Origin of the sequence: Paraburkholderia atlantica (genome assembly GCF_000092885.1) — a bacterium.
GTDB lineage: Bacteria > Pseudomonadota > Gammaproteobacteria > Burkholderiales > Burkholderiaceae > Paraburkholderia > Paraburkholderia atlantica.
This window is the reverse complement of record NC_014119.1, coordinates 579,666-606,025: the sequence shown is the minus strand read 5'-3', so window position 1 is coordinate 606,025 and position 26,360 is coordinate 579,666. Positions and strand designations below refer to the sequence as shown.

29 protein-coding genes are annotated in these 26,360 nt (G+C 64.4%); 15 read left to right on the top strand and 14 right to left on the bottom strand.

The window, feature by feature from the left end:
• The first annotated feature begins 4 nt into the window (after positions 1-4).
• From BC1002_RS30365 to BC1002_RS30350, 4 genes are all read left to right on the top strand, one after another.
• The gene (locus BC1002_RS30365; RefSeq protein ID WP_013093801.1) at positions 5-1,423 is read left to right on the top strand and encodes an FAD-binding oxidoreductase; all 1,419 of its coding nucleotides are present in this window, start codon (positions 5-7) and stop codon (positions 1,421-1,423) included.
• 132 nt (positions 1,424-1,555) lie between these two features.
• A complete protein-coding gene (locus BC1002_RS30360; RefSeq protein ID WP_013093800.1) occupies positions 1,556-2,092 on the top strand; it encodes a DUF4142 domain-containing protein in 537 nt (178 codons plus the stop codon).
• Position 2,093: 1 nt separating this feature from the next.
• Complete coding sequence (locus BC1002_RS30355; RefSeq protein WP_013093799.1) at positions 2,094-2,399, top strand: cupredoxin domain-containing protein; 306 nt, start codon at positions 2,094-2,096, stop codon at positions 2,397-2,399.
• Positions 2,400-2,403: 4 nt separating this feature from the next.
• Positions 2,404-3,087 (top strand): RNA polymerase sigma factor, encoded by a 684-nt coding sequence (locus BC1002_RS30350; RefSeq protein WP_013093798.1) that lies wholly within the window; start codon positions 2,404-2,406, stop codon positions 3,085-3,087.
• On the opposite strand, the gene BC1002_RS30345 is transcribed toward BC1002_RS30350, so the two are convergent.
• Positions 3,082-8,589: a trifunctional serine/threonine-protein kinase/ATP-binding protein/sensor histidine kinase gene (locus BC1002_RS30345; protein WP_013093797.1), complete on the bottom strand. Its 5,508-nt coding sequence runs from the start codon at positions 8,587-8,589 to the stop codon at positions 3,082-3,084. The two genes, BC1002_RS30350 and BC1002_RS30345, sit on opposite strands and share 6 nt — an antisense overlap.
• Before the next feature lie 389 nt (positions 8,590-8,978).
• On the opposite strand from BC1002_RS30345, the gene BC1002_RS30340 reads away from it, so the two are divergent.
• A complete protein-coding gene (locus tag BC1002_RS30340) occupies positions 8,979-9,335 on the top strand; it encodes a response regulator transcription factor (RefSeq protein ID WP_013093796.1) in 357 nt (118 codons plus the stop codon).
• 233 nt (positions 9,336-9,568) lie between these two features.
• On the opposite strand, the gene BC1002_RS30335 is transcribed toward BC1002_RS30340, so the two are convergent.
• Positions 9,569-10,390 (bottom strand): response regulator, encoded by an 822-nt coding sequence (locus tag BC1002_RS30335; protein WP_013093795.1) that lies wholly within the window; start codon positions 10,388-10,390, stop codon positions 9,569-9,571.
• 424 nt (positions 10,391-10,814) lie between these two features.
• Here BC1002_RS30335 and BC1002_RS30330 point away from each other — a divergent pair, with 424 nt between their 5' ends.
• Positions 10,815-11,786: a sensor histidine kinase gene (locus BC1002_RS30330; RefSeq protein WP_049870308.1), complete on the top strand. Its 972-nt coding sequence runs from the start codon at positions 10,815-10,817 to the stop codon at positions 11,784-11,786.
• 35 nt (positions 11,787-11,821) lie between these two features.
• Here the strand turns inward: BC1002_RS30330 and BC1002_RS30325 are convergent, their stop codons facing one another.
• Together BC1002_RS30325 and BC1002_RS30320 are read right to left on the bottom strand one after the other, a co-directional pair.
• A complete protein-coding gene (locus BC1002_RS30325) occupies positions 11,822-12,196 on the bottom strand; it encodes a DUF3564 domain-containing protein (protein WP_013093793.1) in 375 nt (124 codons plus the stop codon).
• Positions 12,197-12,283: 87 nt separating this feature from the next.
• Positions 12,284-12,619 carry a c-type cytochrome gene (locus tag BC1002_RS30320; RefSeq protein ID WP_013093792.1) on the bottom strand — a complete coding sequence of 112 codons (336 nt, stop codon included), beginning with the start codon at positions 12,617-12,619 and terminating at the stop codon, positions 12,284-12,286.
• 163 nt (positions 12,620-12,782) lie between these two features.
• Between BC1002_RS30320 and BC1002_RS30315 the strand changes: the two genes are divergently transcribed.
• From BC1002_RS30315 to BC1002_RS30305, 4 genes are all read left to right on the top strand, one after another.
• The gene (locus BC1002_RS30315; RefSeq protein WP_013093791.1) at positions 12,783-13,769 is read left to right on the top strand and encodes a zinc-dependent alcohol dehydrogenase family protein; all 987 of its coding nucleotides are present in this window, start codon (positions 12,783-12,785) and stop codon (positions 13,767-13,769) included.
• Positions 13,770-13,902: 133 nt separating this feature from the next.
• Positions 13,903-14,535, top strand: coding sequence for an adenine nucleotide alpha hydrolase family protein (locus BC1002_RS39185; protein ID WP_238538081.1), 633 nt, complete (start codon positions 13,903-13,905; stop codon positions 14,533-14,535).
• A 24-nt stretch (positions 14,536-14,559) separates the two neighbouring features.
• On the top strand, positions 14,560-14,913 hold the full coding sequence (locus BC1002_RS39180; protein ID WP_238538080.1) for a universal stress protein: 354 nt from the start codon (positions 14,560-14,562) through the stop codon (positions 14,911-14,913).
• Between the two features lie 50 nt (positions 14,914-14,963).
• Positions 14,964-15,434 (top strand): universal stress protein, encoded by a 471-nt coding sequence (locus tag BC1002_RS30305; protein ID WP_013093790.1) that lies wholly within the window; start codon positions 14,964-14,966, stop codon positions 15,432-15,434.
• Positions 15,435-15,466: 32 nt separating this feature from the next.
• Here BC1002_RS30305 and BC1002_RS30300 read toward each other — a convergent pair whose 3' ends face one another.
• From BC1002_RS30300 to BC1002_RS30290, 3 genes are all read right to left on the bottom strand, one after another.
• Entirely contained in the window at positions 15,467-16,567 is a 1,101-nt protein-coding gene (locus BC1002_RS30300) for a PAS domain-containing sensor histidine kinase (protein ID WP_013093789.1), read from the bottom strand.
• Positions 16,568-16,689: 122 nt separating this feature from the next.
• On the bottom strand, positions 16,690-17,472 hold the full coding sequence (fnr, locus tag BC1002_RS30295; RefSeq protein WP_013093788.1) for a fumarate/nitrate reduction transcriptional regulator Fnr: 783 nt from the start codon (positions 17,470-17,472) through the stop codon (positions 16,690-16,692).
• 16 nt (positions 17,473-17,488) lie between these two features.
• Entirely contained in the window at positions 17,489-17,896 is a 408-nt protein-coding gene (locus BC1002_RS30290) for a response regulator (RefSeq protein ID WP_013093787.1), read from the bottom strand.
• Between the two features lie 238 nt (positions 17,897-18,134).
• Between BC1002_RS30290 and BC1002_RS30285 the strand changes: the two genes are divergently transcribed.
• Complete coding sequence (locus BC1002_RS30285) at positions 18,135-18,596, top strand: universal stress protein (protein ID WP_013093786.1); 462 nt, start codon at positions 18,135-18,137, stop codon at positions 18,594-18,596.
• A gap of 35 nt (positions 18,597-18,631) precedes the next feature.
• Here BC1002_RS30285 and BC1002_RS30280 read toward each other — a convergent pair whose 3' ends face one another.
• Both BC1002_RS30280 and BC1002_RS30275 read right to left on the bottom strand, forming a co-directional pair.
• Positions 18,632-19,135 carry a universal stress protein gene (locus BC1002_RS30280; protein ID WP_013093785.1) on the bottom strand — a complete coding sequence of 168 codons (504 nt, stop codon included), beginning with the start codon at positions 19,133-19,135 and terminating at the stop codon, positions 18,632-18,634.
• A 23-nt stretch (positions 19,136-19,158) separates the two neighbouring features.
• Positions 19,159-19,998: a universal stress protein gene (locus BC1002_RS30275; RefSeq protein ID WP_013093784.1), complete on the bottom strand. Its 840-nt coding sequence runs from the start codon at positions 19,996-19,998 to the stop codon at positions 19,159-19,161.
• Positions 19,999-20,198: 200 nt separating this feature from the next.
• On the opposite strand from BC1002_RS30275, the gene BC1002_RS30270 reads away from it, so the two are divergent.
• Both BC1002_RS30270 and phbB read left to right on the top strand, forming a co-directional pair.
• Positions 20,199-20,549, top strand: a complete 351-nt coding sequence (locus BC1002_RS30270) for a hypothetical protein (RefSeq protein WP_013093783.1) — start codon at positions 20,199-20,201, stop codon at positions 20,547-20,549.
• Positions 20,550-20,613: 64 nt separating this feature from the next.
• The gene (gene phbB / locus BC1002_RS30265; protein WP_013093782.1) at positions 20,614-21,360 is read left to right on the top strand and encodes an acetoacetyl-CoA reductase; all 747 of its coding nucleotides are present in this window, start codon (positions 20,614-20,616) and stop codon (positions 21,358-21,360) included.
• Between the two features lie 8 nt (positions 21,361-21,368).
• On the opposite strand, the gene BC1002_RS30260 is transcribed toward phbB, so the two are convergent.
• Together BC1002_RS30260 and BC1002_RS30255 are read right to left on the bottom strand one after the other, a co-directional pair.
• Positions 21,369-21,746: a type II toxin-antitoxin system VapC family toxin gene (locus BC1002_RS30260; RefSeq protein WP_013093781.1), complete on the bottom strand. Its 378-nt coding sequence runs from the start codon at positions 21,744-21,746 to the stop codon at positions 21,369-21,371.
• Positions 21,746-21,982, bottom strand: a complete 237-nt coding sequence (locus tag BC1002_RS30255; protein WP_013093780.1) for a type II toxin-antitoxin system Phd/YefM family antitoxin — start codon at positions 21,980-21,982, stop codon at positions 21,746-21,748. Before BC1002_RS30255 ends, BC1002_RS30260 begins: the two co-directional genes overlap by 1 nt.
• Positions 21,983-22,190: 208 nt before the next feature.
• On the opposite strand from BC1002_RS30255, the gene BC1002_RS30250 reads away from it, so the two are divergent.
• Entirely contained in the window at positions 22,191-22,505 is a 315-nt protein-coding gene (locus BC1002_RS30250; protein ID WP_013093779.1) for a hypothetical protein, read from the top strand.
• Positions 22,506-22,558: 53 nt separating this feature from the next.
• Here the strand turns inward: BC1002_RS30250 and phaZ are convergent, their stop codons facing one another.
• Positions 22,559-23,857 carry a polyhydroxyalkanoate depolymerase gene (gene phaZ, locus BC1002_RS30245; protein ID WP_013093778.1) on the bottom strand — a complete coding sequence of 433 codons (1,299 nt, stop codon included), beginning with the start codon at positions 23,855-23,857 and terminating at the stop codon, positions 22,559-22,561.
• Positions 23,858-24,215: 358 nt separating this feature from the next.
• Here phaZ and BC1002_RS30240 point away from each other — a divergent pair, with 358 nt between their 5' ends.
• On the top strand, positions 24,216-24,455 hold the full coding sequence (locus BC1002_RS30240) for a hypothetical protein (protein WP_013093777.1): 240 nt from the start codon (positions 24,216-24,218) through the stop codon (positions 24,453-24,455).
• A gap of 40 nt (positions 24,456-24,495) precedes the next feature.
• On the opposite strand, the gene BC1002_RS30235 is transcribed toward BC1002_RS30240, so the two are convergent.
• Both BC1002_RS30235 and BC1002_RS30230 read right to left on the bottom strand, forming a co-directional pair.
• Positions 24,496-25,494, bottom strand: coding sequence for a transketolase family protein (locus BC1002_RS30235; protein ID WP_013093776.1), 999 nt, complete (start codon positions 25,492-25,494; stop codon positions 24,496-24,498).
• Complete coding sequence (locus BC1002_RS30230) at positions 25,491-26,336, bottom strand: transketolase (protein ID WP_013093775.1); 846 nt, start codon at positions 26,334-26,336, stop codon at positions 25,491-25,493. The genes BC1002_RS30235 and BC1002_RS30230 overlap by 4 nt, the downstream gene beginning before the upstream one ends.
• Between the last annotated feature and the right edge of the window lie 24 nt (positions 26,337-26,360).

The window sequence follows — 26,360 nt, the reverse complement described above, 5'->3', positions numbered from 1 at the left end:
TCTGATGCAGCAACAACCGAACGCCGCGACCCGCGGTAACGAAGCCGTCGCCGCGCTGCGCGAAGCGCTCGGCGCGGACATCGTGAGTCTGCCGGCCGAATTTGGCGGGCGGCAGTTCGCGGACTGGAGCGGCACGCCATCCACCGATCCGATCGCGCTGATTCGCCCGCGCACGACCGAAGAGGTCGCCACCGCGCTCAGGATCTGCCATCAATTCCGCCAGCCGGTCGTCACGCAAGGCGGCATGACCGGGCACGCGGGCGGCGCCTGCGTGCTCGGCGGCGAAGTCGCGCTGAGCGTCGAGCGGATGAGCGGCGTCATCGACATCGATCCGGTCAGCGCGACGCTGACCGTGTTCGCGGGCACACCGCTGCAGGTCGTGCAGGAAGCGGCCGATCACGCCGGCTTCATGTTCGCGCTCGACCTCGGCGCGCGCGGCAGTTGCACGATCGGCGGCAACATCGCGACCAATGCGGGCGGCAATCGCGTGATCCGCTACGGGATGATGCGCGACCAGGTGCTCGATGTCGAAGCGGTGCTCGCCGACGGCAGCGTGATCGGCGGCGAGCGCAAGATGATCAAGAACAATACCGGCTACGACCTGCGCAACCTGCTGACCGGCAGCGAAGGCACGCTCGGGGTCATCACGCGCGCGGTGCTGCGCCTGCGCGCCAAGCCGCGCGCGATCTCGACCGCATGGTGCGGCATGCCGGACTACGCGGCGGTGACCACGCTGCTCGGCCGCGCACAGGAACGGCTGCCGGCCGGCGTGTCCGCGTTCGAGGTCATGTGGCCCAGCTATTGCGACTTCGTGCGGGAACGCCTGCCCGAACTGCGCGTGCCGCTCGGCAGCGATCACGCTTACTACGTATTGCTCGAGACGTGCGGCGCGGACCCGGAGCGGCAGTCGGCGGCGTTCGAGGACTTTCTCGCCGACATGCTCGACGACGGCGTGATCGCCGACGCCGCGATCGCGCAATCGGACGCGGACGCCGCGGCATTCTGGGCGATTCGCGACGCGCCGGCCGAATATCCACGGCTGATCCCGGGACGCATCTCCTTCGACATTAGCTTCGCAGTCGCGCAGGCGGGCGACGCGGCGCAGCGTTGCGACGAGCGGCTGCGCGCGCGCTGGCCGCAAGCGACGATCCTCGTGTACGGGCATCTCGGCGACGGCAATCTGCACGTGGTGGCGCAGGAGCCGGGCTGGACCGACGCGGACATCGACGACGTCAAGCGCGTCGTCTATGAACTCACCGGGGAAATGGGCGGCTCGGTATCGGCCGAGCATGGGATCGGCGAGGAGAAGCTGGGCGTGCTCGGCCTGTCGCGCTCGCCGGCCGAACTCGCCGCGATGAAGGCGATCAAGCTTGCGCTCGACCCGCACAATATCCTGAACCCTGGCAAGGTGATCGCGATGTAGTGTGGGGTGGTTTTTCGCTTCACGCGTCAATGTGGCGCGCTCAATCCTCGCGCGTTCCCGGTCGATCGGGAACGCGCCTCTTCGACGTGACATCCAATCCCATATCCGCACCGGAGTATAGGGAGATGTCATATGAAACTCACCATCCACACCGTGCTGGCGGCCGCGCTCGCGTTAGCGAGCATCGCGTCTGGTGCGCAAGGCACCGGACCGAGCGATCCGCAGATTGCCGCGATCGTCGTGACCGCAAATCAGGTCGATATCGACGCGGGTAAGCTCGCGGAAACCAAAACGAAATCGAAGGACGTGAAGGCGTTCGCGCAGCAAATGGTCACCGATCACACCGGCGTCAACAAGGCCGCGACGGATCTCGTGAAGAAGCTCAACGTGACTCCCGAGGACAATCCGACGAGTCAAAACATCAAGCAGGGCGGCGACGAGAACATCGCCAGGCTGAAGACGCTTTCGGGTGCCAGCTTCGATAAAGCCTATATCGATCACGAGGTCACCTATCATGAAAGCGTGATTGACGCGCTCGACAAGACGCTCATTCCGAGCGCGAAGAACGAGGAACTGAAGGCGCTGCTCGTGAAAGTGCGCCCGGCGTTCGTCGCGCATCTCGAACATGCGCGCCATGTGCAGGCGGAACTGGCGAAGAGCGGTGCGTGATATGCGCCTGCTCGTTTGTCTGATGGGCGTGCTCGTGTTGCACGTCGATGCGATGGCGGCGACGTACGTCGTCGTGATCGAACAGATGCGGTTCAATCCGTCCGCGTTGACGGTCGCGCGCGGTGACCGCGTGGTGTGGATCAACAAGGACCTGTTTCCGCACACCGCGACCGCTGATGCGAAAGCGTTCGATTCGCATGACATCGCGCCGGATGCATCGTGGAGTTACGTGGCGACCAAGGGGGGACGCTACGCGTATTCGTGCACGCTGCATCCGACGATGCACGCAGTTCTGAACGTACGATGAAGCGATGATGAATCTTCCAGTTGAGACCACTGACGACGACCTCGGCATCGCGCGCCGCATCGCCGCGGGCGACCGTGACGCGTTCGAGCTGCTGATGCGAAGGCATAACCGCCGGCTCTACCGCACGGCGCGCGCGACCTTGCGCAACGACGCCGAGGCGGAAGATGCGCTACAGGATGCGTATCTGCACGCGTACAGATCGATCGGCCAGTTTCGCGGTGATTCGCAATTGTTCACGTGGCTGTCGCGGCTCGTGCTCAACGAATGCTTTGCGCGATTGCGGCGCTCGGCGCGGCGCCAGAATGTGATTCCGATCGTGGACGCGCCCGAATACATCGAACATGACGATGCAATGACCACACACGACGACGATGCCCCCGACCGGGCGCTTGCGCGTTCGCAGGTGCGCGAACTGCTCGAACGCAAACTCGATGAATTGCCCGAGCCGTTTCGCGTCGTATTCGTGCTGCGCGCGATCGAGGAAATGAGCGTCGAGGAGACTGCGCAGTGTCTGAACATTCCCGAAGCGACGGTGCGGAGCCGGCATTTTCGCGCGCGCAGCATGCTGCGCGAGTCGCTTGCTCAGGCGCTCGATGTCGCCGAGCGCGACGTGTTCGAATTCGGCGGGGCGCAGTGCGATCGCATCGTTGCGAGCGTCCTGGCGAAAATATCCGGTGGAGCGTCATAGCATTGGCGACGTGTGCAGGGGCACCGTGAACTGAACGGCCGTGCCGCGCGGCGTTGATTCACTTACCCACAAGCGGCCGCCATGGGCGTCGATAATCGAGCGGCAGATTGACAGTCCCATACCCAGGCCCGTCGCCTTCGTTGTGTAGAACGCGTTGAACGCGTGCTCGGCACCGTTCGGGCCGAAGCCCGGCCCCGAGTCGCGCACGGTCACGACCACGCCGGCACCGTCTGCCTCGCCCGTGCTGACCTGCACGTGTCGAGTCCCCTCGAGACTGCCCATCGCCTCCAATGCATTGATGATCAGGTTGAGCAGCACCTGCTGCAATTCCACCCGGTCGCCTTCAATGGACGGCAAATCTTCCGAGAGTTGCATCTCCACTCTGGCGCCACTCTTTCTTGCTTCTCCCTGGACGAGTTCGGTGATCTCGCGGATCGCCTCGTTGATGTCCACTGGTTCCTTTTTCCGCGGCGCCTTTCTGACCAGTTGCCGGATCCGGCCAAGCACGTCTCCGGCGCGATTGCTGTCCCTGATGATACGGTCGAGCGCACGCCTCGCTTCGCCGAGGTCGGCGGGCTCGCGGGCCAGCCATCGCAATGCGGCCTCGGCATTGGCTACCGTCGCGGTAACGGGCTGACTGAGTTCATGAGCGATCGAGGCGGCGAGTTGCCCCATCGTCGCGACGCGGTTCGCGTGCGCCAGTTCGGCCTGCACGTCGCGATAGCGCTCTTCGCTCTCACGGATTTTCTTTTCCGCCTGCTTCTGCGCGCTCAGATCGAGAATGTAAGCGACACCTTGGTTCGGCTCATCTTCGAATGCTGCGCCGCCGATGAGGACGGGTACCCGGCTGCCGTCTTTCCTGTAGAACTCCTTTTCGCAGGGTTGCATGGCACCGGTCGCCGCAAGCTCTTCGAACTCGCGCGGCACGCGTTGTTGCCACTCGGGAGGCGTCATGTCGTACCATCGAAGCCCTGTCTGCAGATCCTCACGGTCGTACTGGAGCATGTGGAGAAATGAGTCGTTGGCGTCGATAAGTCGTCCGTCCAGGCCCCAGATCACGATGCCAATGAGATTGGCGTCGACGAGGCGGCGGATCTTCGCTTCGCGTTGCGCGACGTCGCGATACAGACGGGCGTTTTCGAGCGCAATTGCAGCCTGTGAGGCCACGAGCTTCAGCACGGCGATCCGGGCCGCGCTGAACACGCGGGCAGCGAGGTTGTTCTCGAGGTAGAGCAGGCCCATCAGCTTCGCGCCATTCATCAGGGGCAGGCACAGAATGGAACGGGCGCGATGCTGACGGACGTAGGGGTCCGCGGCAGCCAAGGGGTCAGCTGCGGCATCGTCCAGAAAGATCGTCTCGCGCGTCCGCAAGACCTGGTTGAGGATCGACTCCGGCAACATCGCTGCGATGACCGGCCCGTCGGATAGCTGCACGTGGAGCCCGTCGCCGGCGGTGGTGGCTCTCGCGGCAATCCGCAGGTCGCCCGCATCCGACAGGATCAGCAGGCCCCGTTCGGCGCCCGCCTGTTCGATGGCCGTGCGCATGACCATCCCGATCAGCTTTTCCAGGTGGATCTCGCCTGACGCCGCCTGCGACACCTTGATCACGGTTGCCAGCTCGAGGTGCTCGATGGGCGCTGCCATCGTATTGGTTGGTCCGGGCACCGCCTCTTCGGTCCTCAGATACGGGTACTGTTCCTCGAGTTGGCGCGCCTTGCCGATGGCGCCCCAACGCAGATAGCCATAGCGGGCGTCCTGCATAAACATGCGCGCAATTCTCCGACGACCGCGAGCCGCATAAAAGCGGGACGCGAGTTCGCTGGCCAGCGCCTCGACGTGGACGAATCCGCTATCCTGCGCCGAATCGATGGCCTGCTCGTAGAGCGTTTCTGCCTCTGCCACGTGGCCTTCGATGCGCGCGATCTCGGCGCCGACCAGTGCGGTATGACTTGCGAAGTTCTCCGCGCAGAGATCGGCCCAGACGCGCAACTGGTTGTGGTGGGCAGTCAGTGCTTGCTGGTGCTGCGGCCACTCGTCAGCGGCGATGGAATCACGCCGTCCAGCAGTCGCCAGCGCGGCATAGAAGTGATATTCGGCCTCGTCGAGGAACGAGTGCGAAGTCCACAAAAGCCGTTGCGCCTCTGACGCAGCGGCCATCGCCGCCTCGTGGTCGCCGGCGAGATAGCGCGCCTGGAGTTTGCGGATCCAGTACCAGCACGCGGCGGCCGACAGGGACGGTTTGTCCGGATCCAGATAGTGCTGTTCGGTGTCAGCTTCGTTGAACTGCGCGTCGTCGAGGCAGCCGAACACCGGCGCCAGGCCGCGGAGCGTCCGGATGACCGCAAGCTGGTCTTCGATAAAGTGAATGGCCAGGCCGAATTGCAGTTTATTGGCGTACGCCAGGCCGGTCTCACCCTGTCGTTGCACCTCGGCGAGTGGCTCGCCGATGAAAAGCAGGTTCGAGACCAGATGGAACCACGCGAACGCGCCGAACGACAGGTCGCCGGTCCGGTTCAAAGCGTCGAAAATGCGGCGGAAGTGGTCGCCGCAAGTCTGCCGCGCAGGGTGCACCCAGCGGGCGACATAAACGGAGAACGCAAGATGCGTGCGGGCTTCGAAGCGTACGAGGCCGCGTCGTTCGACGAGCTTGCAGCCGAGCCGGCCGAATTCGAATCCGGGCTGGTAGTCGCCGAAAAGTCGTCCGGCGAACCAGGGGAACTGGGCATAGGCCACGCACGACGCATCGGCATTGCCTTGCTCGAGGCTGAGACTGATTGCCTTGCAGATCGTCAGGCAATTGAGGTTCCCATCGGTGAACAAGGCGGGTGCGAAGAGCCTGGTCAGAACCTCGACGGTTGCCAGCGCGATTGGATTGTCCATCGGCGGCAAATCGATGAGTTCGTCGATGCTCCGGTCGCCAAGCAGTGACCAGATGCGCTCGTATTCGCGGCGCACGGTCGCGTCGTCCGGATGGGGTGACCACTCGATGCCCACATGACGAAGGAAGGCGAGGCCAACGGCGATCGCGTTTTCGCTCTGGTCGAGAATCAGGTAGGCATCCATCTGCCAGCATGTGACCTGAGCGCGTTCGAGCGTGGTCGTGGCACGCTTCGACAGCGTCCCCAGTCGCGTTTCGGCAGCCAGCAGTTGTCCCGTCAGGAATTCGCATTCGGCCCGATTCTGCTCCAGTGCAAAGGTCAACTGATGCCGACGCTGCCAGCAATCATCACTCAATAGCCCCGCGCCAGTGGTGAAATAGGCTAGCGCCGAGGTGTGGGCCATCGACGCCTTGGCGCGCTGGCCAGCGAGCAGATTGAGTTCGGCCAGTTGCTCGCGTTCGTCCGGCTCGGTGATCAGCGCGGCACCGCGATTGAGCTGCCCGACGATCTCGAAGATCGCTTCTTCGCGCTTTTCCGCAGGGGTCTGCGCGACGAGCAGCCGGCCGATGCGCAGATGGGCCTCGGCGCGCGAAGATTCAGGAATCAGGGAATAGGCGGCCTGATGAACCCGGTCGTGAACGAACGCGTAAGCGCCGTCCAGCCGCAGGGCCAGTTCCTGGCGAACCGCTTCCCACAGCACGGCGTGAACCTGGGCTTCGGGTGTGCCGAGCACGGCGGATAATGTCGCGATGGTCGCTACGTTCCCGAGGCAGGCAAGCTGCTGCAGCGCGTGCTGTGTCGCGGGCGGCAGCCGCGTCAGCTTGCCGGCCATCAGGTCCACGACGTTGTCGGTGTAACTGCTGGCATGGATGCGTTCGGTATCCCAGCGCCACTGCCGTGCATCGTGATCGAAAGCGAGAAGATTGCCTTCGGCGAGTGCCAGCAGGAACTGGATCACGAAGAACGGGTTGCCACCCGTCCTGTCGTGCACGAGGCGCGCCAGGGGCGCAATGTTGTCAGGCGCACAGTGCAGCGCGTCCGCGATCAGACTCCCGATGTGCGTACCGGTCAGCGGCGCGAGCCGGATTTCCCCGACCGTCGCGCCCGCGCTGCGGATAGCCTGGAGCCGGGCGGTCAGTGGATGGGCGGCATCCACCTCGTTGTCGCGATAGGCGCCGATGACCATCAGGTAGCGCAGGTCCGGCTGGATCAGCAGATCCGCGAGCAGGTCCAGGGTCGCTGCATCGAGCCACTGCAGGTCGTCGAGAAACAGTGCCAGCGGATGCCCGGCCTGCGCGAATACGCCGATGAAGCGCCGGAACACCTGCAGGAAGCGCTGTTTCGCCTGTTGTGGTTCGAGTTCCGGGACTGGGGACGGCTCGCCGATGATCAGCTCCAGTTCGGGGATCAGGTCGCTGATGAGCGCTGCATTGGGCGAGAGCGCCTCGACCAGTCTTGTGCGCCAGCCTGCCAGTTCCGTGTCGGATTTGCCCAGCAGCATGCGCACCAGGCTTTGAAATGCCTGGATCAGCGTCGCATAGGGGATGTCGCGTTTGTACTGGTCGAACTTGCCGGATGCAAACAGTCCACGTGGCGGCACCAGGACCTTGTGCAGTTCATTGACCACCGACGATTTGCCGATGCCCGAATAACCGGACACCAGCACGAGCTCGGGCACGCCGCTATCCAGAATCCGGTCGAAAGCGGCGACCAGGGTCTCGATTTCGCGCTCACGTCCGTAAAGCTTCTCGGGGATCATCAGCCGGTCGGGGGTGCCGTGCCCGTCCAGCGGAAAGTCGTCGATATGGCGCTGACGCTGCCAGTCCGCGAGGCACCGCCGCAGATCATGCTCGACACCGGCGGCAGTCTGGTAACGCTCCTCGGCTGTCTTGGCGAGCAGCTTCATGACGATGCGGGAGATGACGGCGGGGATGGCTTCCACCCGCGCGTTGGGTGCCAATGGCGTTCTGGCGATATGGCAGTGCACCCATTCCATCGCGTCCGTGGCGGCAAACGGCAGGACACCCGTCAGCATCTGGTAGAAAGTGACGCCGAGCGCATACAGGTCGCTGCGCGAATCGATCGAGCGATTCATCCGGCCGGTCTGCTCGGGCGCCATGTAGGCGAGCGTTCCGGCGATGGTTTCGGGGGCTTCAGGCGCCTGCCGCTCGCGGGGCAGGCGCGAGGCCAGGCCGAAGCCGGTCAGTCGCGGCTGTCCATCGGCGCAATGCACGAGGACATGCGCGGGCTTCAGATCCTTATGGACCAGACCGCGCTGATGAAGCTTACCGAGCGCGGCCGCAATGCCACTGGCGATTTCGAGGAAGTACCCGATCTGCAATGGCATGCCGAGCAGACGCGCGAGCGATTCACCACCAGGGTCCTCGAATGCCAGTGAGACCTGTCCGTCCTCACGCACCAGTCTCAGCGGACGCACGGCCCACGCACTGTCAAGCTCGTCCTTCAGCGCGAACTCGTGGGCAAGACGATCGAGACTGGCGGGCATCGGCTGTTCAGCGGCAAGCCGCGCGAACAGTTCATTCTGACCGGCTAGCGCGGAGGCCGGTCCTCTCCACAAAACTCGCTCGCCATCGTCCCACAAGATATTTGTTTTTCTATCCATCGCCGCTGCAAACCAAATTTGTTGCGGCAAGCATACACTTTCTTCGTTGCGACGCTATTGGTGATGTCGACAGCTACGCATCAAACTTATCGCGCTGTCTCCGTTTCGCATAGCCTTCGTCGAATTCTCGAATGCACTTATGAGTTGATCGAGAAACGAGAGTAACCGGGCGGCACATCTGCGGTGCATGAACGTGCCTGCGATTAGCGCCATCCACGCTGCTTTTGCAAGCAATACTCCGGCGATGTCTTCGTGTGACAAGTCGTGCCGCAAGCGTTCAGGCATTTTCCTGTACGAAAGATACCAAGGTATCGTAGATCTGCCGGCCGCCTTCGTGCATCCTTTGATAGCGGTGTAGCGGTCTCAACGAATTTTGATGGCGGGTAATCATGCGGGTAACGTTGGTGGATGATGACGAAGCAGTGCGGGAGTCGCTTTCCAATCTGGTGCGGGCATTTGGATTTGCTGTGAGCGTGTTCTCATCGGCAGAATCCTTTCTTGCGTCGGGCGTCGTCGATCAAACTGATTGTCTGCTTCTCGACGTCAGCATGCCGGGTATGGGCGGGCCGGCGCTCTTTCGCGAGCTGAAACGGCTCGGAAAAGGCGTGCCCGTGGTCTTCATTACCGCTCACAAGGACGGAGCCTTTCGCAATCACCTGACAGCGCAGGGCGCGTACGATTGTCTGTTCAAGCCCTTCAGCGATACTGTGCTTCTCGCCACGCTCAAGGGTGCGGCCTCAAAGTGAAATAGCTCAGCGTGATCGCTGAGCCGCAGCAAAATCGCAAGCGCAAGTAATAGAACGGGTCGCAAAAGCGATTTGAACGATCTCCATCACGCTCGAAGGCGACACCAACGGTGCGCCTCATCCGCAGCCGTCGGCTTGCCCTATGTTCATGCGACGCAGCGCTACCGAGTTAGTTTGCCGCCCGGGTGAATCGCCGTTGCGTGGAGTCATTAGAAACCTCGCACGTATCTGCCCTACAAAAATCGCGCGACACCGAAGAAACTTCGCTTCAATCGATTCGCTTCGCTCTTGACGTGGGCATGTGCGCACAAGGCTTCGCGAGATTCATGATGAATCGTGACCGGCGCCAAAAAGATGTAGCCCTCGTTGCGCAGCGTCTTGATGTAGCGGGCGGCGCGTGCGGTGTCATTCAATTTTTGCCGGAGCCGGCTCACCAGCAGATCGATCGAGCGGTCGAAGGGATCGGCGTTGCGACGCTGCGTCAGGTTGAGCAACTGGTCGCGCGTCAGCACGCGTTGCCCATGATCGAGAAACACACGCAGCAAGCGATATTCGGCGCCGCTCAGCGTCACGACCGTGTGGTTGGATTCGAGCAGATGACGCGCGCGGGTGTCGAGGCGCCACTCCCCGAAGCCGAGAACGGGTGTTTCGTCCACTTGCTGCACGTCTGGCGGCAGCATGCGCGTGCGGCGCAATACCGCCCGTATGCGGGCGAGAAGCTCGCGGGCCTGGAACGGCTTTGACATATAGTCGTCCGCGCCCATTTCGAGCCCGATGATGCGGTCGGTGACGTCGCTATTCGCGGTCAGCATCAGAACGGGCACCGCTCGATGGCGGTTGTCACGCAACGTGCGATAGAGCGCGAGACCGTCTTCCCCAGGCAAAATCAGATCGAGCAGAATCAGATCGGGGGCATGCTTTCCTAGAAGCTCATGCATTTCCCGTCCATTGGCCGCGGCCGAAACGCGCATGCCGTTTCGCTCCAGATACCCGGCAACCAGCTCGCGTATGCCGCGGTCGTCGTCGACAATCAATATGTGATCGGGTTTTTCCATGGCCTGTGATAAGCGCGTGAAGATGCGTTTTAAATACCGCTGCGAGCAGATTAACTAGAAGGAAGCGATCGAACCATTCCATTCATGACTGAGTTGGGAGATGTTTAAGGATAGGTTCTCATATACGTCGGTATAGGTTCGTGACGAGCGACTTTCCGGAAGCGCGCGTGAACGTATGGAGGCGGAACTCATACGTTCATATACTGGTGGACACCCTTGACGGGCACTATTCTGACGATGCCGAGCGAGGCGTACCGCGACGCAGCTAGACAGCGGGTCACCGTGGCGAATTCCGTCATGCTCATCGAGGCATGGTGCTGGCTGTCTGTCGATGGCGCGTTCGGCTGTGGTACGAAGCCGCCAGTACAGGAGAACGGATTTGAGCGCGCCCGCAATCGACCCACCCAACACACTCGGCGTATGCATGAGCAGGTCCGCGAGGCTGTCCTTTGCCGCGTCGTCGCGGGCGCTTTGGCTGCTGTTCGCGGCCGCCTGTGCTTACGCTCCGTATGCTGCGCATGAAGCCAGCTGGGACATGCTCGTGCGCGTCGGTCCGCCGCTCATGCTGCCGGCCGTTCTCGCAGTGGCCATTGCGGCCCTGAAAGTCGTGGAGCTGCGCGTGTACCTTCAGCGCATGACGGCGGTCATCGCGCGCAATCCTGGCGACGCAACGGAGTCGGTCTTGCCCGAAGGGATGGGACCGTCGGCCATCGCGCGTCTCGCTCGCGCGTTCAACGTATGTACGCGCCATCGCGCCCGGCGGCAGGCCGAATTGCTTCATGTGCTCGCCGCCTATGCACACGATCTGCGCACGCCGCTCACGCGCATGTGCATGCGCTCCGAACTCGTGGAGGACCGTGCGGTCAGAGACGCGCTGGCTCGTGATCTGGCCGAGATGGCGGAATTGGTAGAGGGCAGTCTTGCCTGCGCGCGCATGCAGTGCAGCGCACTGGAGCCCATGCGTTCCGTCGATGCGGACGGCCTGCTTGGCGTGCTGATCGCCGACTATCGCGACGCGGGACGCACCCTCGAACTCGAGGGGCGCGTAGGGCGTCCTGTGATGACGTGTCCTCATGCGTTGCGCCGCGTGCTCGCGAACCTCATCGACAACGCGTTGCGCTATGGCGCGGATGTGCGTCTTAAAGTGACCGTGCGCGCGCAGAGCCTCGTGCTTGCCGTCGTCGATTCCGGACCCGGCATCGCTCCAGCCCGTCTCGAGACAGTGTTCTCTCCGTGGTACCGCGCGCCCGAAACGGCGGCTTCGACGCACGGCTCCGGCCTCGGGCTCGCCATCGCGCGACGCCTGACGCTTGCCATGCACGGCGAACTCGAACTCGAAAATCGCTGCTCTGGCGGTCTGGAGGCACGTGTGACGCTGCCATTGGCGACGGCCTGACTCAGCGGGTGTTCAGGGGGTTACGACGCCCCGATTCAGGCGCCTTCGTCGGTTGCGAATACGCTGTTTTCCGGTTCGGTCTGTTCGACGTCGATGCATTGCACGCGCCAGTGGCCGCACATCAGATTGCGTCCGGGTTCCGCGCACCACTGCACGCGACCGACCTCGCCTTCGAACGGCCCGTCGGGCTGGTTCAGATCGAGTCCCTCGAGCACGCAGACCGGCACCGTGCTATGCGGCGCGCACACGAGCGTATTGCCGCAATCCACATGCAACGCGCCCCATTCGGGCAACTCGAGCCCGAAATGACCTTCGCGCGACCATTGCCGCGTGTCCTTGTCGAGCCAGAGAATGGCGAAGGCCATCGGGTTGACACGATCGAACGTGTCGAGATGAACGGTCAAACGCATGACAAGTCTCCGCAATATAAACGACTGATTCGCATTGCCGCCGCGATGACGCGTCGGCAGCGGGCCCGATGCGTGCGCATCGAGTCCTTATTGGCTGAGCACCCATTGCACGAGCGTGTGCGCGTCCTGCGCCGACAACGGCCCGCCGCGCTCGGCCGCCGGCGGCATCGGCGTATCGCCCCAGTGCGCCTTGCCGCCGAGCCGCAGCTTGTGCTCGAGCATCGGCTGCGCGTTCGGCACGTTGCGATAGTGCTCGGCGATCTGCTGGAACGACGGCGCCAGAAACGGCGCATCGCGCGTATGGCAAAACATGCAGTGCTGCTGATCGACGAGCGCGCTCGGCTCTGGTTCGCCGTAGGCGAGGCCGGCCGTCAGCGCGAACGCCGCGCCCACGAGCAGACAATTTCGGATTCGCGCAATCACGGCACGGCTCCCCTATCAGGAATAAGATCAGTGTACGGGCGGCGAAACGGCCCTTATTGACCTCGATCAAACGGTGCAGGGCAGCGGCCGATCGCGCGACACAATGGCGCGCCTATGCTGATGAGAGCGGTGTCGCCGCCGAAGCGTCTGAAGGAGAAACCCGATGCGAGCGATGGTGTTCGACGGCAGCTCGGCGACGTTGACCGAGCGGGAAGTGCCGGATCCGCGGCCCGGTGCCGGCGAGATCCTGATCGACGTTCATGCTTGCGGCGTGTGCCGCACGGACTTGCATCTGGTCGACCGCGAGCTCGAGCATCCGAAGCGGCCGGTGATTCCAGGCCACGAAATCGTCGGCGTGGTGGCCGAAGTGGGCGGGGGCGTCAGCGGTTTCGAAGTGGGCGAGCGGGTCGGCGTGCCTTGGGTCGGGCGCACCTGCGGGCACTGCCGCTACTGTCTGTCCGCCCGCGAAAATCTCTGTGAAGACGCTGGTTTCACCGGCTACACGATCGACGGCGGCTATGGCGAGCGCACGGTCGCCGATAGCCGCTACTGCTTCCATCTGCCGCCGCACTACAGCGATATCGAGGCCGCGCCGCTGCTGTGCGCGGGTCTGATCGGATATCGCACGTTGAGCACGGCGGGCGATGCCGAACGGATCGGCATCTACGGTTTCGGCGCGGCCGCGCATCTCGTCGCGCAGGTCGCGCGTCACCAGCAGCGCACCGTCTATGCGTTCACGCGTCCCGGCGATCACGCGGCCCAGCAACTCGCGCTGCGCCTCGGCGCGGCATGGGCGGGCGGCAGCGATGAGACCCCGCCCAGCGAACTCGACGCCGCGCTGCTGTTCGCGCCGGTCGGCGCACTGGTGCCGCTGGCGCTGCAGGCGGTTGCGAAAGGCGGCGTGGTGGTGTGCGGCGGCATTCATATGAGCGACATTCCGTCGTTCCCTTACGCGTTCCTGTGGGGCGAGCGGCGCGTCGTATCGGTCGCAAATCTGACCCGCGAAGATGGGCTGGCATTCATGCGCAACGCAGCGGAGACCCGGCTCGCGATCGAGACCACCACCTACCCGTTGCGCGACGCGAACCGCGCGCTCGACGACCTGCGCAACGGCAAGCTGATCGGCGCGGCCGTGCTCGCGATCCGCTGATGATCCGCTCGCGAGCCATTGGCGCTTGATACAGATCAAGCCGCCCGCCGCGCCCGCGTTCATCATGTAAGCGCGCACCGTTGGGGCCCCCCGTCACGGGCCGAGGCGCGGCGCGACGATCCGAGGAAAGCCGATGAACACTGCTGCCGAGCGCAACACCTTTCACCGCGTGATGATCGCGTCCGCGGGCGGCGCCGGACTGGCGCTCGCCACGCGCGTCGCGCAGCAGTTCGTCGCCGCGGATGCGCGCTTTCGTCTCGTCGATATCGTTTGCAACCCGGCCGCGCTTTATCCGACGCTGATGCTCAGCTATCCGGACTGGTGCGAGGCGCATCGCGCGATGCTGCACGGCGCGCAGGCCGCGCTGCGGGACGCGGTGATCGCGCTGCACGGCATCGTCGCGGCGACCGACGCCGAGATCGTCGATCTGACCGCGCTGCATCAGGGCGCGGCCGAAGCGCTCGCTCACACGGCGGCGCAATGGGACGCGGATCTGGTCGCGGTGGCCGCGCATCCGCGCGAACATCGCTGGGGCGGCCGTATCGATCCCGAGGAGTTGGTCGCGTCGATCGGGCGTCCGGTGCTGTATATGCCGGCGAGGTCGACCGATGCGACCGACGCGAGCGTTGCCGCGGCGGTGAACCGCGTGCTGGTCGCGATCGATGGCAGCGACACCGCGCTCGACGCGCTGCGCACCGCGCTCGCGGTCGCGCCGCCCGACGCATGCATCAAGGTCGTCTACGCGGCCGACGACCGGTTCGCGTGATGCGAATGGCTGCCGTTCGAAGTCGTGTCGCAGCATCGAATCGATGTGTTGCGGCGCGGTGCCGCGATGCTCGAACAGAGCCGGCGCCCGACCGAAACCGCGCTGCTCGAGTTCGACGACGATTCCGGCGATGCGTCGACCGCGATTCTCGACGAAGCGCAACGCTGGCACGCGGACCTGATCGTAATGGGTTCGCACGGCATGCGCGGCACGCCGCATCCGTTGCCGGGGCACGTGACGTCGCGCACGCTGCGTGACGCGGCTTGTCCCGTGCTCGTGTGTCCGCGCGATCCGTCGTCGTTGCGGGCGGATGCGGTGCTGCGCGGCGAGTGGCGGGAGCCGTATCTGGGCAGTGCGGGCGGGCCTTTTTATCTGTAGCAGGGGCGCGCCACGCGCGTTGACAAATCCAACCTCAGTGGAGAATCGGCATGTACCAACATATTCTCGTCGCGCTAGACGGCAGTAGCTTCTCGAAACGCGCGCTGAAAGAAGCGGTGAATCTGGCGGCGTTGACGAAGGCCGTCGTGCATCCGGTTTATGTAGTCGACAAGACGCCGATCTTTTCCTATGCCGGCTATTACGACCCGCTCGCGCTAGTCGAAGCATTGCGCCAGGACGGCCACTCGGTGCTGGAGGAAGCCGAGCAGGCCTGCGCCGCCGCCGATGTGCGTTGCGGGCCCGCGATGATCGAGTCGGAGAGTCTGTCCGACGACGTTGCCACGATCGTGCTGCGCCACGGCGAGCAGGTCCACGCCGATCTGCTCGTGCTGGGCACGCATGGGCGGCGCGGCGTGCGGCGCCTCGTGATCGGCAGCGTGGCGGAGCGGGTGCTGCGTTTCTCGACCTGTCCGGTGCTGCTGATGCGCGAGCAAAGCACCGAGGAAGAGCCTGCGGAGTAATCCGTACAGTGGGGCGCGGCAGCGTGTGAGCACTACACCAGCGCGTCGGCCGGTATCTGGATCGAGATCCTGAAACCCTGGCCCGGCGAGCTGGTGAACGACACGTTGCCGCGCAACTGCCGCACCCGTTCGCGAATGCCAAGCAGCCCAAATGAAGATGTTCCCTGCGGCTGATCCAGCGCGGCACCCACGCCGTCATCCTCGATATCGAGCGATACGATCGGGCCCGCGCAGGACATGTCGATGCGTACGCGCCTCGCCTTCGCGTGCCGCGCGACGTTCGTCAACGCCTCCTGAACGATGCGAAACAGCGCCGTCGCCGCGAATTCGCCGCATACCGGTTCGGCCGGTTCGAGATGCACGCTCGAGCGCACGTTGTAGCGCTTCGTGAAGTCTTCGGCCAGCCAGTCGAGCGCAGCGGCGAGTCCGAGGTCGTCGAGCAGCGGGGGCCGCAGATCGGCGGCGATGCGCCGCAGCGAAGCGGCCATCCAGTCGATCTGCTTCTGCAATTCCTGCGTCTGCGCGGCGAGCGGCTCAGTATCGGCTTGCTTATTCAGCTTCGCTTCGAGTAGCGCGACGCTCATTTTCAGCGCGGTCAGCCGTTGGCCGAGATCGTCGTGCAGTTCGCGCGCAATCCGTTTCTGCTCGTTTTCACGGGCGATCTGCACGTGCGTGGATACCTGACTCGCGCGTTCGAGTTCCGCGAGACGCATGCGCTCGGTCATGTCGCGGGTGACCTTGGCGAAGCCGAGCAGCGCACCCGACGCGTCGTGCACGGCGGACACGACCACGTTGGCCCAGAAACGCGAACCGTCGCGACGCACGCGCCACCCCTCGTCCTCGGCGCGGCCTACGGCTGCGGCGGTTTCCAGTTCGCGTGCCGGCTTGCCGGCCGCGATGTCTTCCGGGGTATAGAACTTCGAGAAATGCTGGCCGATGATTTCTTCGGGCGTGTAGCCCTTGATGCGCTGTGCGCCCGGATTCCAGCTGGTTACGCGGCCGGCGGGGTCGAGCATGAAGATCGCGTAGTCCTGCACTGCTTCGACCAACATGAAATAGCGATCCTCGACGGACACGTCCGACTCGGACGCGGCACCGGTGAAGCAGGAAGACTCGCCGCTCGATAGACCCATCGCTCCTCCGGGCGGTCACGCAAGGTCGCATACCGCAACGCACTGAGTTATATCAGTTCAGGAGCGCTTGTTCTACCCGGCATGTCCCGCGAACGAAGGCGAGGCGAGCGTCGCGCCGGCGCTCAAACCCGAGCCAGTCTTTCCGGGTCTTCGATGCGGATCGTTTTGCCGTTCGCCATGACGAGGTGCTCGCGCTGAAACTTCGAGAACATCCGGCTCACCGTTTCGAGCTTCATGCCCAGAAAGCAGCCGATCTCCTCGCGTGTCATGCGCAGATGAAACTCCGCCGAGGAAAAGCCGCGCGCCTTGAAGCGCTTCGACAGGTTCAGCAGGAACGTTGCGACGCGCTGTTCGGCGGTCATCGTGCCGAGCAGCATCATCTGGCTCGATTCGCGCACGATCTCGCCGCTCATCATCTGATAGATGTGATGCTGCATCGGCTTGATCTCGCGACAGATCGCCTCGAGCTGCGCGAACGGAATGATGCACACGACGCTATCTTCGAGCGCGATCGCATCGCAATTCTGCTTGCCCTCGCCGATGCCGTCGAGGCCGAGCGAGTCGCCGGCAATCTGGAAGCCGGTCACGTGCTCGCGGCCGTCGCGATGCATGACGACGGTCTTGAATGAGCCGGCGCGTATCGCGTAGATGCTTTGAAACTCGTCGCCCGCGCGGTACAGCGCATCGCCGCGTTTGATCGAGCGCGTCGAGCAGATCAACGCGTCGAGCCGGCTCAGTTCGTCCGGTGTCAGCTCGGGCGGCATGCAGATCGCGCGCATCGCGCAGGTGGAGCAACGCGTCACGGCGTGGCGTGCCGCCGCGGTGCCCGGCGCGACGTGGATCGGTACGACGTGCGAGGTGCGAGGCGCGTCGTGGCGGGGTTCACGGACTGCGGCAACTTGCATGATCGGCTCCTGGCGGTCAGACCCGATGCGCACGACGCGCATAGGCTATCGCTTCGATGGCACGGCAGGCGAGCTCGAACTCCGAGGTCTTGTCGAAGAAGAAGTCGGCGCCCGCCGCTTCGCACGCGCGGCGAAACGCCGTCGCGACATGATTGGTCAGCACGATGCTGACGATGGACGGCCGCACCCGCGATAGCGCAGCGAGCAGCAACAGGTTGGTCTTGCCGGAGAAGCACGGGTCCAGCACCGCGACATCGGCTCGGCTCGCGACGATGTCGTCGAACGCGTGCTCGACGCCCGCGGACTCGCCGGCGATTTCGATGCCCGGGATCAGCGCGATCAGGCAAGCAAGCCGGCGCCGGACCTCGGTCGCATCGTCGACGAGAAAAACTCTCGATAAGGTGGCTGACGGGGCGGTGTCCATACCGACCAGTATTGGCGACCCGATCCTGGAAATAAATCGGCGGCGCTTTAAGCGGCGCTAGGAGTTCAGGTAGTGGTTGTAGGAGTATTCCTAGTGTGTTGCTGGCGATGTCGGTTTCGTCGAGCGGCGGCCCATTGACCTGCGTCAAGCCGCGCGGCGGCGCGCGCTTCACACTGTCGGTGCACACGCGCGACGGCACCATTTCGGGTCATGCCAGCGCTTTCAGAGGGAGTCCGACATGTATGCACGAATTCTGGTTGCACTCGACGACAGTCCCAGCGCGCAGCGCGCCTTCGCCGAGGCGCTGAAGCTCGCGAAGCTGACGGGCGCCACGCTCGAAGCCTGCTGTGTGGTGGGGCACGGCAAGTGGTCGGACAATGCCGACGTGGCTTTCGAGCCGGAACCGGCGGGCGCGGCACAAGATTTCGCCAGCCGCGCGCTCGATGGCCCCCGCGAGCTGTTGCGCGAGGCGCAGGTGCCCGGCGGCGTGCGGGTGATCGACGCTTACGCCGAAAACGTGTCGGCGGTACTCGCGCGCGTCGCCGACGAAATCGAAGCCGATCTGATCGTGATGGGCACGCACGGCCGCCACGGCGTGCAGCGCTTTCTGCTCGGCAGCGTCGCGGAGTCGCTGGTGCGGTCAACCGACATACCGGTGCTGGTCGTGCGGCATGACGAACAAGGCCACCCGAGGCCCTGAAGCACCGCGTGGCGCAGCGGCCGGTTGCTAGCGGCTCAGGTGAGTCCGCCGTTGGCGCGGGCCGGGGCCGGCTGGACGCTCGCCGCGCCGCTCGCCTGCGCGGGAATCATCAGCACCGGGCAGCTGGCGCGGCGCAGCACGCGCTCGGCGACGCTGCCCAGCATCAGCCGTTGAAACCCGCGGCGGCCGTGCGTGCCCATCACGATCGCGTCGGCGTGCCATTCGCGCGCCGTCTCGACGATGCGATGCGCGACGTCTTCGCCGGCGGTCGCGGCTTCGACGGTGCGAGCCGTGCCCTTGACCCCCCGCGCGGTCATCCGGGCCTGGGCGTCTGCCGCGATCCGCTTGCCTTCCTCGATGAACGCGTCCTCGATGGTGGAAGGATCGAAGCCGGGCGCGTCGTAGGCGATGACGGGCACGTCGATCACGTAGAGCGGCATCAGCTCGGCGTCCGCTTCGGCGGCGAGGGTCAGCGCGGCGTCGAACGCTCGCGAGGCGGTGTCGCTGCCGTCGAGCGCGACGAGTAGGCGGTGAAACATGGCGGACTCCTTAAGCGCGCACTTCAGTGCGACAACAGCACTGGCACGGTCATCGACTCGAGCATCGTGCGTGTCGCTCCGCCCAGCACGACTTCGTGCAGACGCGAATGCGCGTAGGCGCCCATCACGATCAGGTCGCAGCCGAGGTCGGCCGCCTGCGACAGCAGCGCGTCGCCGACCGGCGTGCCGTCCGCGACGCTCAGCTCGCGCACATCGATCTTGACGCCGTGACGCGCGACGGTGAGTGCGATGTCGTCGCCCGCGGCGGTGCCCTGCGGCGGGCGATCGGCCGACGAATGAACCGTCAGCAGCGTCACTTTGGCCGCGTGCGCGAGGAACGGCAGCGCGTCGTGGATCGCGCGGGTCGCTTCGCGGCTGCCGTCCCACGCGATCAGCGCGTGGCGGCCCGGCGCAGCGAAGGTGCCGCTCGACGGCACCAGCAACACCGGCCGCCCGGCCGACAGCACGATGTGCTCGACGAACTGTTCGGCGACGAACGCCTCGGGGTCGGTCGGGTCGGTCTGTCCGAGCACGATCAGATCGGCGACACGCGCATAGGGCGGCACGACGTCGTTCGCGTAGCCGTTCGCGGCGATCCATTGGCCGTCGACGTTCGCGCGCGCGAGTTCCGCGCGAAACAGCCGCTCCAGCGCGCTGGCACGCTCGTGCCGCAGGCGCTCGTGCTCGGCGTAGTAGTCGGCGGTGCCGGCCATCACGAAGAACGCGTGACGCGGTGGCACGTACGTCGAAAACAGGCCGGTCAGCGTCGCGTGAAAGCGGTGCGCGAGCTGCAATGCGACCTCGAGGCGCGGATGTGCACGAACGCTCGTATCGAGGTGAACGAGAATGCTTTTGTAGCTCATCGCCAAAGCTCCGTGACAGAACGTGGGGAAACGGGCGCAGGCGGGCTCGCGCCCGCCGTCAAATGGAGTCTATTGGCCCGGCGGGCGAGGCTGTTGATGCAGATCAAGCGCGGGCCGTCGCGCGCTCAAGACGGTGGCAGACGCGCTCGACGGTTTGCAACCGCGCCTGGCAATCCTATGCTGTGCTCTGGAGGGCAGCGATGATGGCTTCCGAATCCGATGCGCCGCTCGGGCGCTTCGCTTCACCATGGACCTCGACGGCATCCGGACAACCCGCAGGCTGGTTCGATTACGCGTCGGCGTATCAGACCACGCAGGGCGCCGCGCGCGAGTACGCGGAGCGGAGCTTCGCCGACTGGAGCAGGTCGGTCGCCTTCGCCGTACAGCGCGAGGCGGACTGGTTCGACGAGGCCAACCGCGCTTGCGCCGCGTGGTATGCGTGGTGGCAGGCGGCGTACGGCATCGCGCCGGGCGTCGCGCCGCTCGCGGGCGGCCTGAGCGCGTGGTGGTGGGGCTCGCAGAACGCGCTGCCGTTCGCGGGCGTCGTTTAGCCGCGTGAGCCGGCAAAGCCGGCGCGCGCACCGTCAATGGCAGACATGGCAAGGAGGAGTTCAGATGGGAACGGATCGCGTGGCATTGGTCACAGGCGGGATGGGCGGTTTGGGCGCGGCGGTCAGCCGGGCGCTTCATGACGCGGGTATGACGGTCGTGGTGACGCACTCGACGCACAACGATCACGTGCCGACCTGGCTGCAGCACGAGCGCGACACGGGGCGCGACTTTCACGCATATGAAGCCGACATCGCCGACTTCGATTCCTGCGCGCGCTGCGCACAACGCGTGCTGACCGAACTGGGCGCGGTCGACGTGCTGATCAACAACGCCGGCATCACGCAAGACACGAGCTTCGCGAAGATGAGCAAGGAGCACTGGGACGCCGTGCTGCGCACCGATCTCGATGGCCTGTTCAACATGACCAAGCCGCTGTTGCCCGGCATGCTCGAGCGGCGCCATGGCCGTATCGTCAACGTGGGGTCGGTCAACGGTTCGCGCGGCGCCTACGGGCAAACCAATTATTCGTCGGCCAAAGCGGGCGTGCACGGTTTCACCAAGGCGCTTGCGCTCGAAACCGCGAAGCACGGCGTTACGGTGAACACGGTGTCGCCCGGTTACCTCGCGACCGCGATGGTCGAAGCGGTGCCGCGCGAGATTCTCGACACGAAGATCCTGCCGCAGATCCCGGTAGGCCGGCTGGGACGTCCGGACGAGGTGGCGGCGCTGATCGCGTTTCTATGCTCCGAGGAGGCGGCATTTATCACCGGAGCCGATATTGCGATCAATGGGGGGATGCATATGCATTGAGGAGTGTCCTAGACGGCGATAACCAGGTCTGTGTATTTCGACAGGTGGCCGTCTGAACTCAGCAAGCGCAACGGCTCCGAAAGAGCTTGTGCGACCAGAAGCCGATCAAATGGGTCCTTGTGAATATCGGGCAAATCTCGAACCAGAGCGGCATGCACTGCCCGCACCGGCAACTCCAGAAAGCCGCTCGCTTCGATCTCGGAAACGAGGAGATTGACGTCCACCTCGAGCTTTCCAAGACCGGCTTTGATCGAGGCCTCCCAAATACTCGCGCTGCTGACGAAAACCTCGCTTGCATCGAGTATCAGCTTACGGGCAGCTTTGGTTAGCTTGCGATCGTCCGTGACTGCCCAGAGGAAAACGTGCGTATCGAGAAGGAGTCGCATCAACGGCCTTCGAATGCCGCGATAACGTCATCGGGCAAGGGTGCGTCAAAGTCGTCCGCAATGCGAACTTTCCCCTTCAGTCCACCAAACCGCCGAACGGCCCTGGCCTGTTCCATCGGTACGAGCCGCGCTGCCGGCTTGCCGGCCTTTGCGATCACGATCTCCTCGCCGCTGGCCGCAGCATCGACGAGACGCGAAAACTGGGTCTTTGCTTCATGTATATTGACTGTCTGCATAACTGCTCCTAGTGGACTAAGTCCATATTAGTCCGCTCCGGTATGGCAGTCAAGCGACTATCACTAGTTGATTGTCACACTGCCTTCACTGCGCTTGACCCACGTCAATGACCGCCACTCCGACAGGAACAAGATAAGCCCATAGCGAGCGCCTGGACTTGCATCTGCGTGGAACAGGTCCGTTCGACACTGGCAACGGGAGGCGAACATGGGCATTGACATGCAGATCGTCTACCTTGGCTTTGCGGGTGCCGCTCCGCTCGAAGCGGAAGCTGGCGCGCAACTGGTGCGTCTCGCGCGGTTTAGCGCGCTCGTGTCGCACTGCCATCTCGCCATCGAGGCGTTGCGTCCGGGGTCGTCGCGTCCGCTGTATGACGTGCGGCTCGATCTCGTCACGCCCGCGCGCGAACTCAAGCCCATCGCGCACTGCGCTGACGACGACGCCAAAGCGGCGATTCGCCGCGCGTTCGACGTGGCGGAACTCGCCCTCGAAACCGCAATCGGCATGGAGCGCGGGCACTGAGCCAGGTTGCGTCGCGACGTGACGCGCGGACTGCCGACGTTTTCGCGGCCACCTCACGCCGATCTGCGGTTTGCAGAACCACTGGCCGCGCGGCGCGGCTGGCAAACCTCCGACGCGGCGTGTTCGACATCACGCCAGAATTCGCGGAGCCCCGGATGAACCGCATCGCGCCATCGCGGCCCGATGAACAGGTCATAGTGATTGCACTGCTCGATGGTGAGCTGCCGCGCGGGTCGCATCGGCGATGTATCGCACAGCGCATGCGCGCAATGCGTTTGCCCCGCGCCGGTGATCTCGTCGCTGTCGCCCTCGATCGTGCACAGCGGGGTATCGCGCAGCGCGGCGATCCGCACCCGGCGCCCGGCGACCGACCACAGATCGCGCGGCAACAGATGCTCGTGAAACACCACACGAAGCATGTCGAGGAAGTAGCACTCCGTCATATCGAGGACCGCCGCATACTCGTTTGCCGAGCGCAGCGCCCGCTGCGCACCGGGCATGTCGCCGGCGAGCCATCGGGACCAGTAATCCGCTTCGAGTCGCAACTGCCGCTCCGGATGCGCGGCAAAAATCGCGGCTTGCTGGATGAATCCCGGATACACGAGACGTCCCGCGCCGCGATAGGGCGGTGGAACGATGTCGATCACGTGATCATGAAACCACTCAAGCGTATGCGAACTCGCGAAGCGGTCTGTAACGGTCGGGTTCAAACGGGTATCGATCGGGCCGCCCAGCAACGAGATGCTCGCGATCGCCGCGGCCTCGTCCATGGCGAGCAGCGCCGCGGCGCCGAGCGCGGGCACGCTCGCCTGACAGATCGCGACCACATGAACCGGTGAGCCGAACGCGCGGGCGGTGCCGATGAAGCTATCGAGCGCCTGCACGTAGTCGTCGAGCGATAGCGGGCCCGCTTCGAGCGGTACGTCGCGCGCATCGGCCCAATCGGTCACGAATACGTCACGTTCTTCGAGCAGCGTCTCGACGGTCTCGCGCAGCATCACCGAGTGATGTCCGGCGAGCGGCGCGCACAACAGCACTGGCGGTTTTGTTTCGGTAGGTGGCGTGGGCAGGTTGCGCTTGAACCTGAGCAGCGCGCCGAGCGGCAACGAGGCGACGACGCTTTCGTCGACGCTCACGCGGCCGCCGTCGACGGCAACCGAGTGGATCGCGAATGGCGGCGTTCGCTCGAACGCGCAGGTCGACCTCAGCAGCCAGTGGCTGAACGCGTCGGCCGCATGATTCGGGCTGAGCCAGCCCGCTTGTGCGCTCGGCATCGACGCCGATTCGGTTAGAACTCCCCCGACCATCGCGCGAGCGAGGCGTTGTTGTGCATCGATAAAGGCGTACCACATGATGAACCCCGGCGTTCGTCGATCATGACGGCAGCGTTGCCGCACCGGCACCAACTCGTGACGCGGGTACGTCGCAAAAGCTTACCGCGAAACCTCGGCGCGAGGGGCGCGAAATCGATGCGCGCGCGGTGCATGGAGGCGCTCTCAGCATGTCGCATGCACGGGTCGTTGCGCGGTTTCCCGGCAGGGTTTTCACGCGATCGCGCGAATCTGAAGCGAAGCTGAAGGCATCGGCGAGCGATTGACGTCGAGCGTGACTCACGGGTCGCGTCGACGCTTGACCTGGATCAACGAGACAGGTGTTGCACGGCCTTACGCTGATGGTGGCAGCCGCTCGCGACAACCCGAGGAGCATCCAATGGCCATATCAGCAAACGCGCAGCAAGGAACCTGGTCCGTGAGTGTCCACACGGAGGAGACGCAAGAGGGCGGATTTCGGGCGACGATCCAAGTCAAACATGTGTCGCCCGAAGGTGACTTCGAACGCACCTTTCAGCAATCGCAGGTGTTCGCCGTGGAAAGAGAGGCGGTACTCGAAGGTCTGCGCGAAGGCATGACATGGATCTCGTTGAAGACGACGCGGACCATCGGGGTGTGACGCCGACGAGGCCCGCGCGGTGTCATGACAATGTGCGTCGTCAACCGAGCCACGTTTTGATCGATGTAGCCATCGCGTTAGTCGAGATGCCATAGCGATCGTGCAGCGTCGGCAGCGCACCGGCAGCGAGGAACTCGTCGGGCAACGCGATTTGCCGGAACGGCGGCGTAACTCCAGCGCTGAGCAGCGTGCGTGCTACGGCTTCGCCGAGTCCGCCGATCACCGTATGGTTCTCCGCGACGATCACCATGCGGCCCGTGCGCTTCGCTTCACGCAGGATCGTCGCGGTGTCGAGCGGCTTGATGGTCGGCACGTGCAGCACCGCCACGCCGACGTTGTCTGCCTCCAGAGTCCTCGCGACTTCGAGCGAGCGCATCGTCATGATCCCCGACGAGATCAGCAGCACGTCGTTGCCGTCGCGCAGCAGCTTCGCCTTGCCCAGTTCGAAGCGATAGCCGTATTCGTCGAGCACGGCGGGCACGTTGCCGCGCAACAGGCGCGCATAGACCGGCCCTTTGTGTGCGGCAATGGCCGGCACCATCTGCTCGATATCGAGCGCGTCGCACGGATCGATCACCGTCATGTTCGGCATCGCGCGCATCAGCGCGAGGTCTTCGGCCGCCTGGTGACTCGGACCGTAGCCGGTCGTCAGGCCCGGCAACGCACAGACGAGCTTCACGTCGAGATTGTCTTCGGCGATCGTTTGATGAATGAAGTCGTACGCGCGGCGCGTTCCGAACACCGCGTAGGTCGTGACGAACGGCTGCGCGCCTTCGTGCGCGAAGCCGGCGGCCGCGCCCATCAGCAGTTGCTCGGCCATGCCCATCTGGTAGTAGCGGTCCGGAAATTCCTTCGCGAAGATATGCAGATCGGTGTACTTGCCGAGGTCGGCCGTCATGCCGATCACGTTCGCCTTCGTGCGCGCCAGTTCGACCAGCGCATGACCGAACGGCGCGGAACGCGTGACCTGTCCTTCGGCCGCAATCGACGCGATCATCGCCGAGGTCTTCAGGCGCGGCTTATTTGCAACGGTACTCATGCTTGTCTCCCGGCTTCGAGCGCTTCGAGCGCGAGTTGCCATTCGTGTGCATCGACGCGGATGAAATGATTCCTCTCGCGTGCTTCGAGGAACGGCACGCCGCAGCCCATCTTCGTATCGCAGACGATGATGCGCGGTTGCGGCTTGTCGTGATGCCGCGCGTTATCGAAGGCGCGCTTCACCGCGTCGATGTCGTTGCCGTCCACGCGTTGCGTGTACCAGCCGAACGCTTCGAGCTTGTCGACGAGCGGCTCGAACGCCATGATCTGCGTCGACGGGCCGTCGGCCTGCTGGTTGTTCACGTCGACGAGCGCGATCAGGTTATCGAGCTTCCAGTGCGCGGCCGACATCAGGCCTTCCCAGACCGCGCCTTCGTCGAGTTCGCCGTCGGAGAACAGCGTGTAGACGAAGGAGTCCGACGCTTTGCGCTTCAATCCGAGGCAGCGGCCTACGGCGATCGTCAGCCCCTGGCCGAGCGAGCCGCCCGACATCTCCATGCCCGGCGTGTAGCTCGCCATGCCGGACATCGGCAGGCGGCTGTCGTCGCTGCCGTAGGTTTCGAGTTCATCGGCGGGCAGGATGCCGGCTTCGAACAGCGCTGCGTATAAAGCAATCGCATAGTGGCCATTCGACAGCAGGAAGCGGTCGCGGCCTTCCCATTCGGGGTCTTCGGCGCGGTAACGCATCGCGCCGAAGTAGGCGACGGCCAGCACGTCGGCGATGTCGAGCGCCTGGCCGATATAGCCCTGGCCCTGTACTTCGCCCATCAGCAACGCGTTGCGGCGGATGCGGTATGCACGCTCGGCGAGCGTGACCGACTCGGTGATGGTCTCAGTGTCCATCGGTAACTCCTGTAGCAGGTCGAA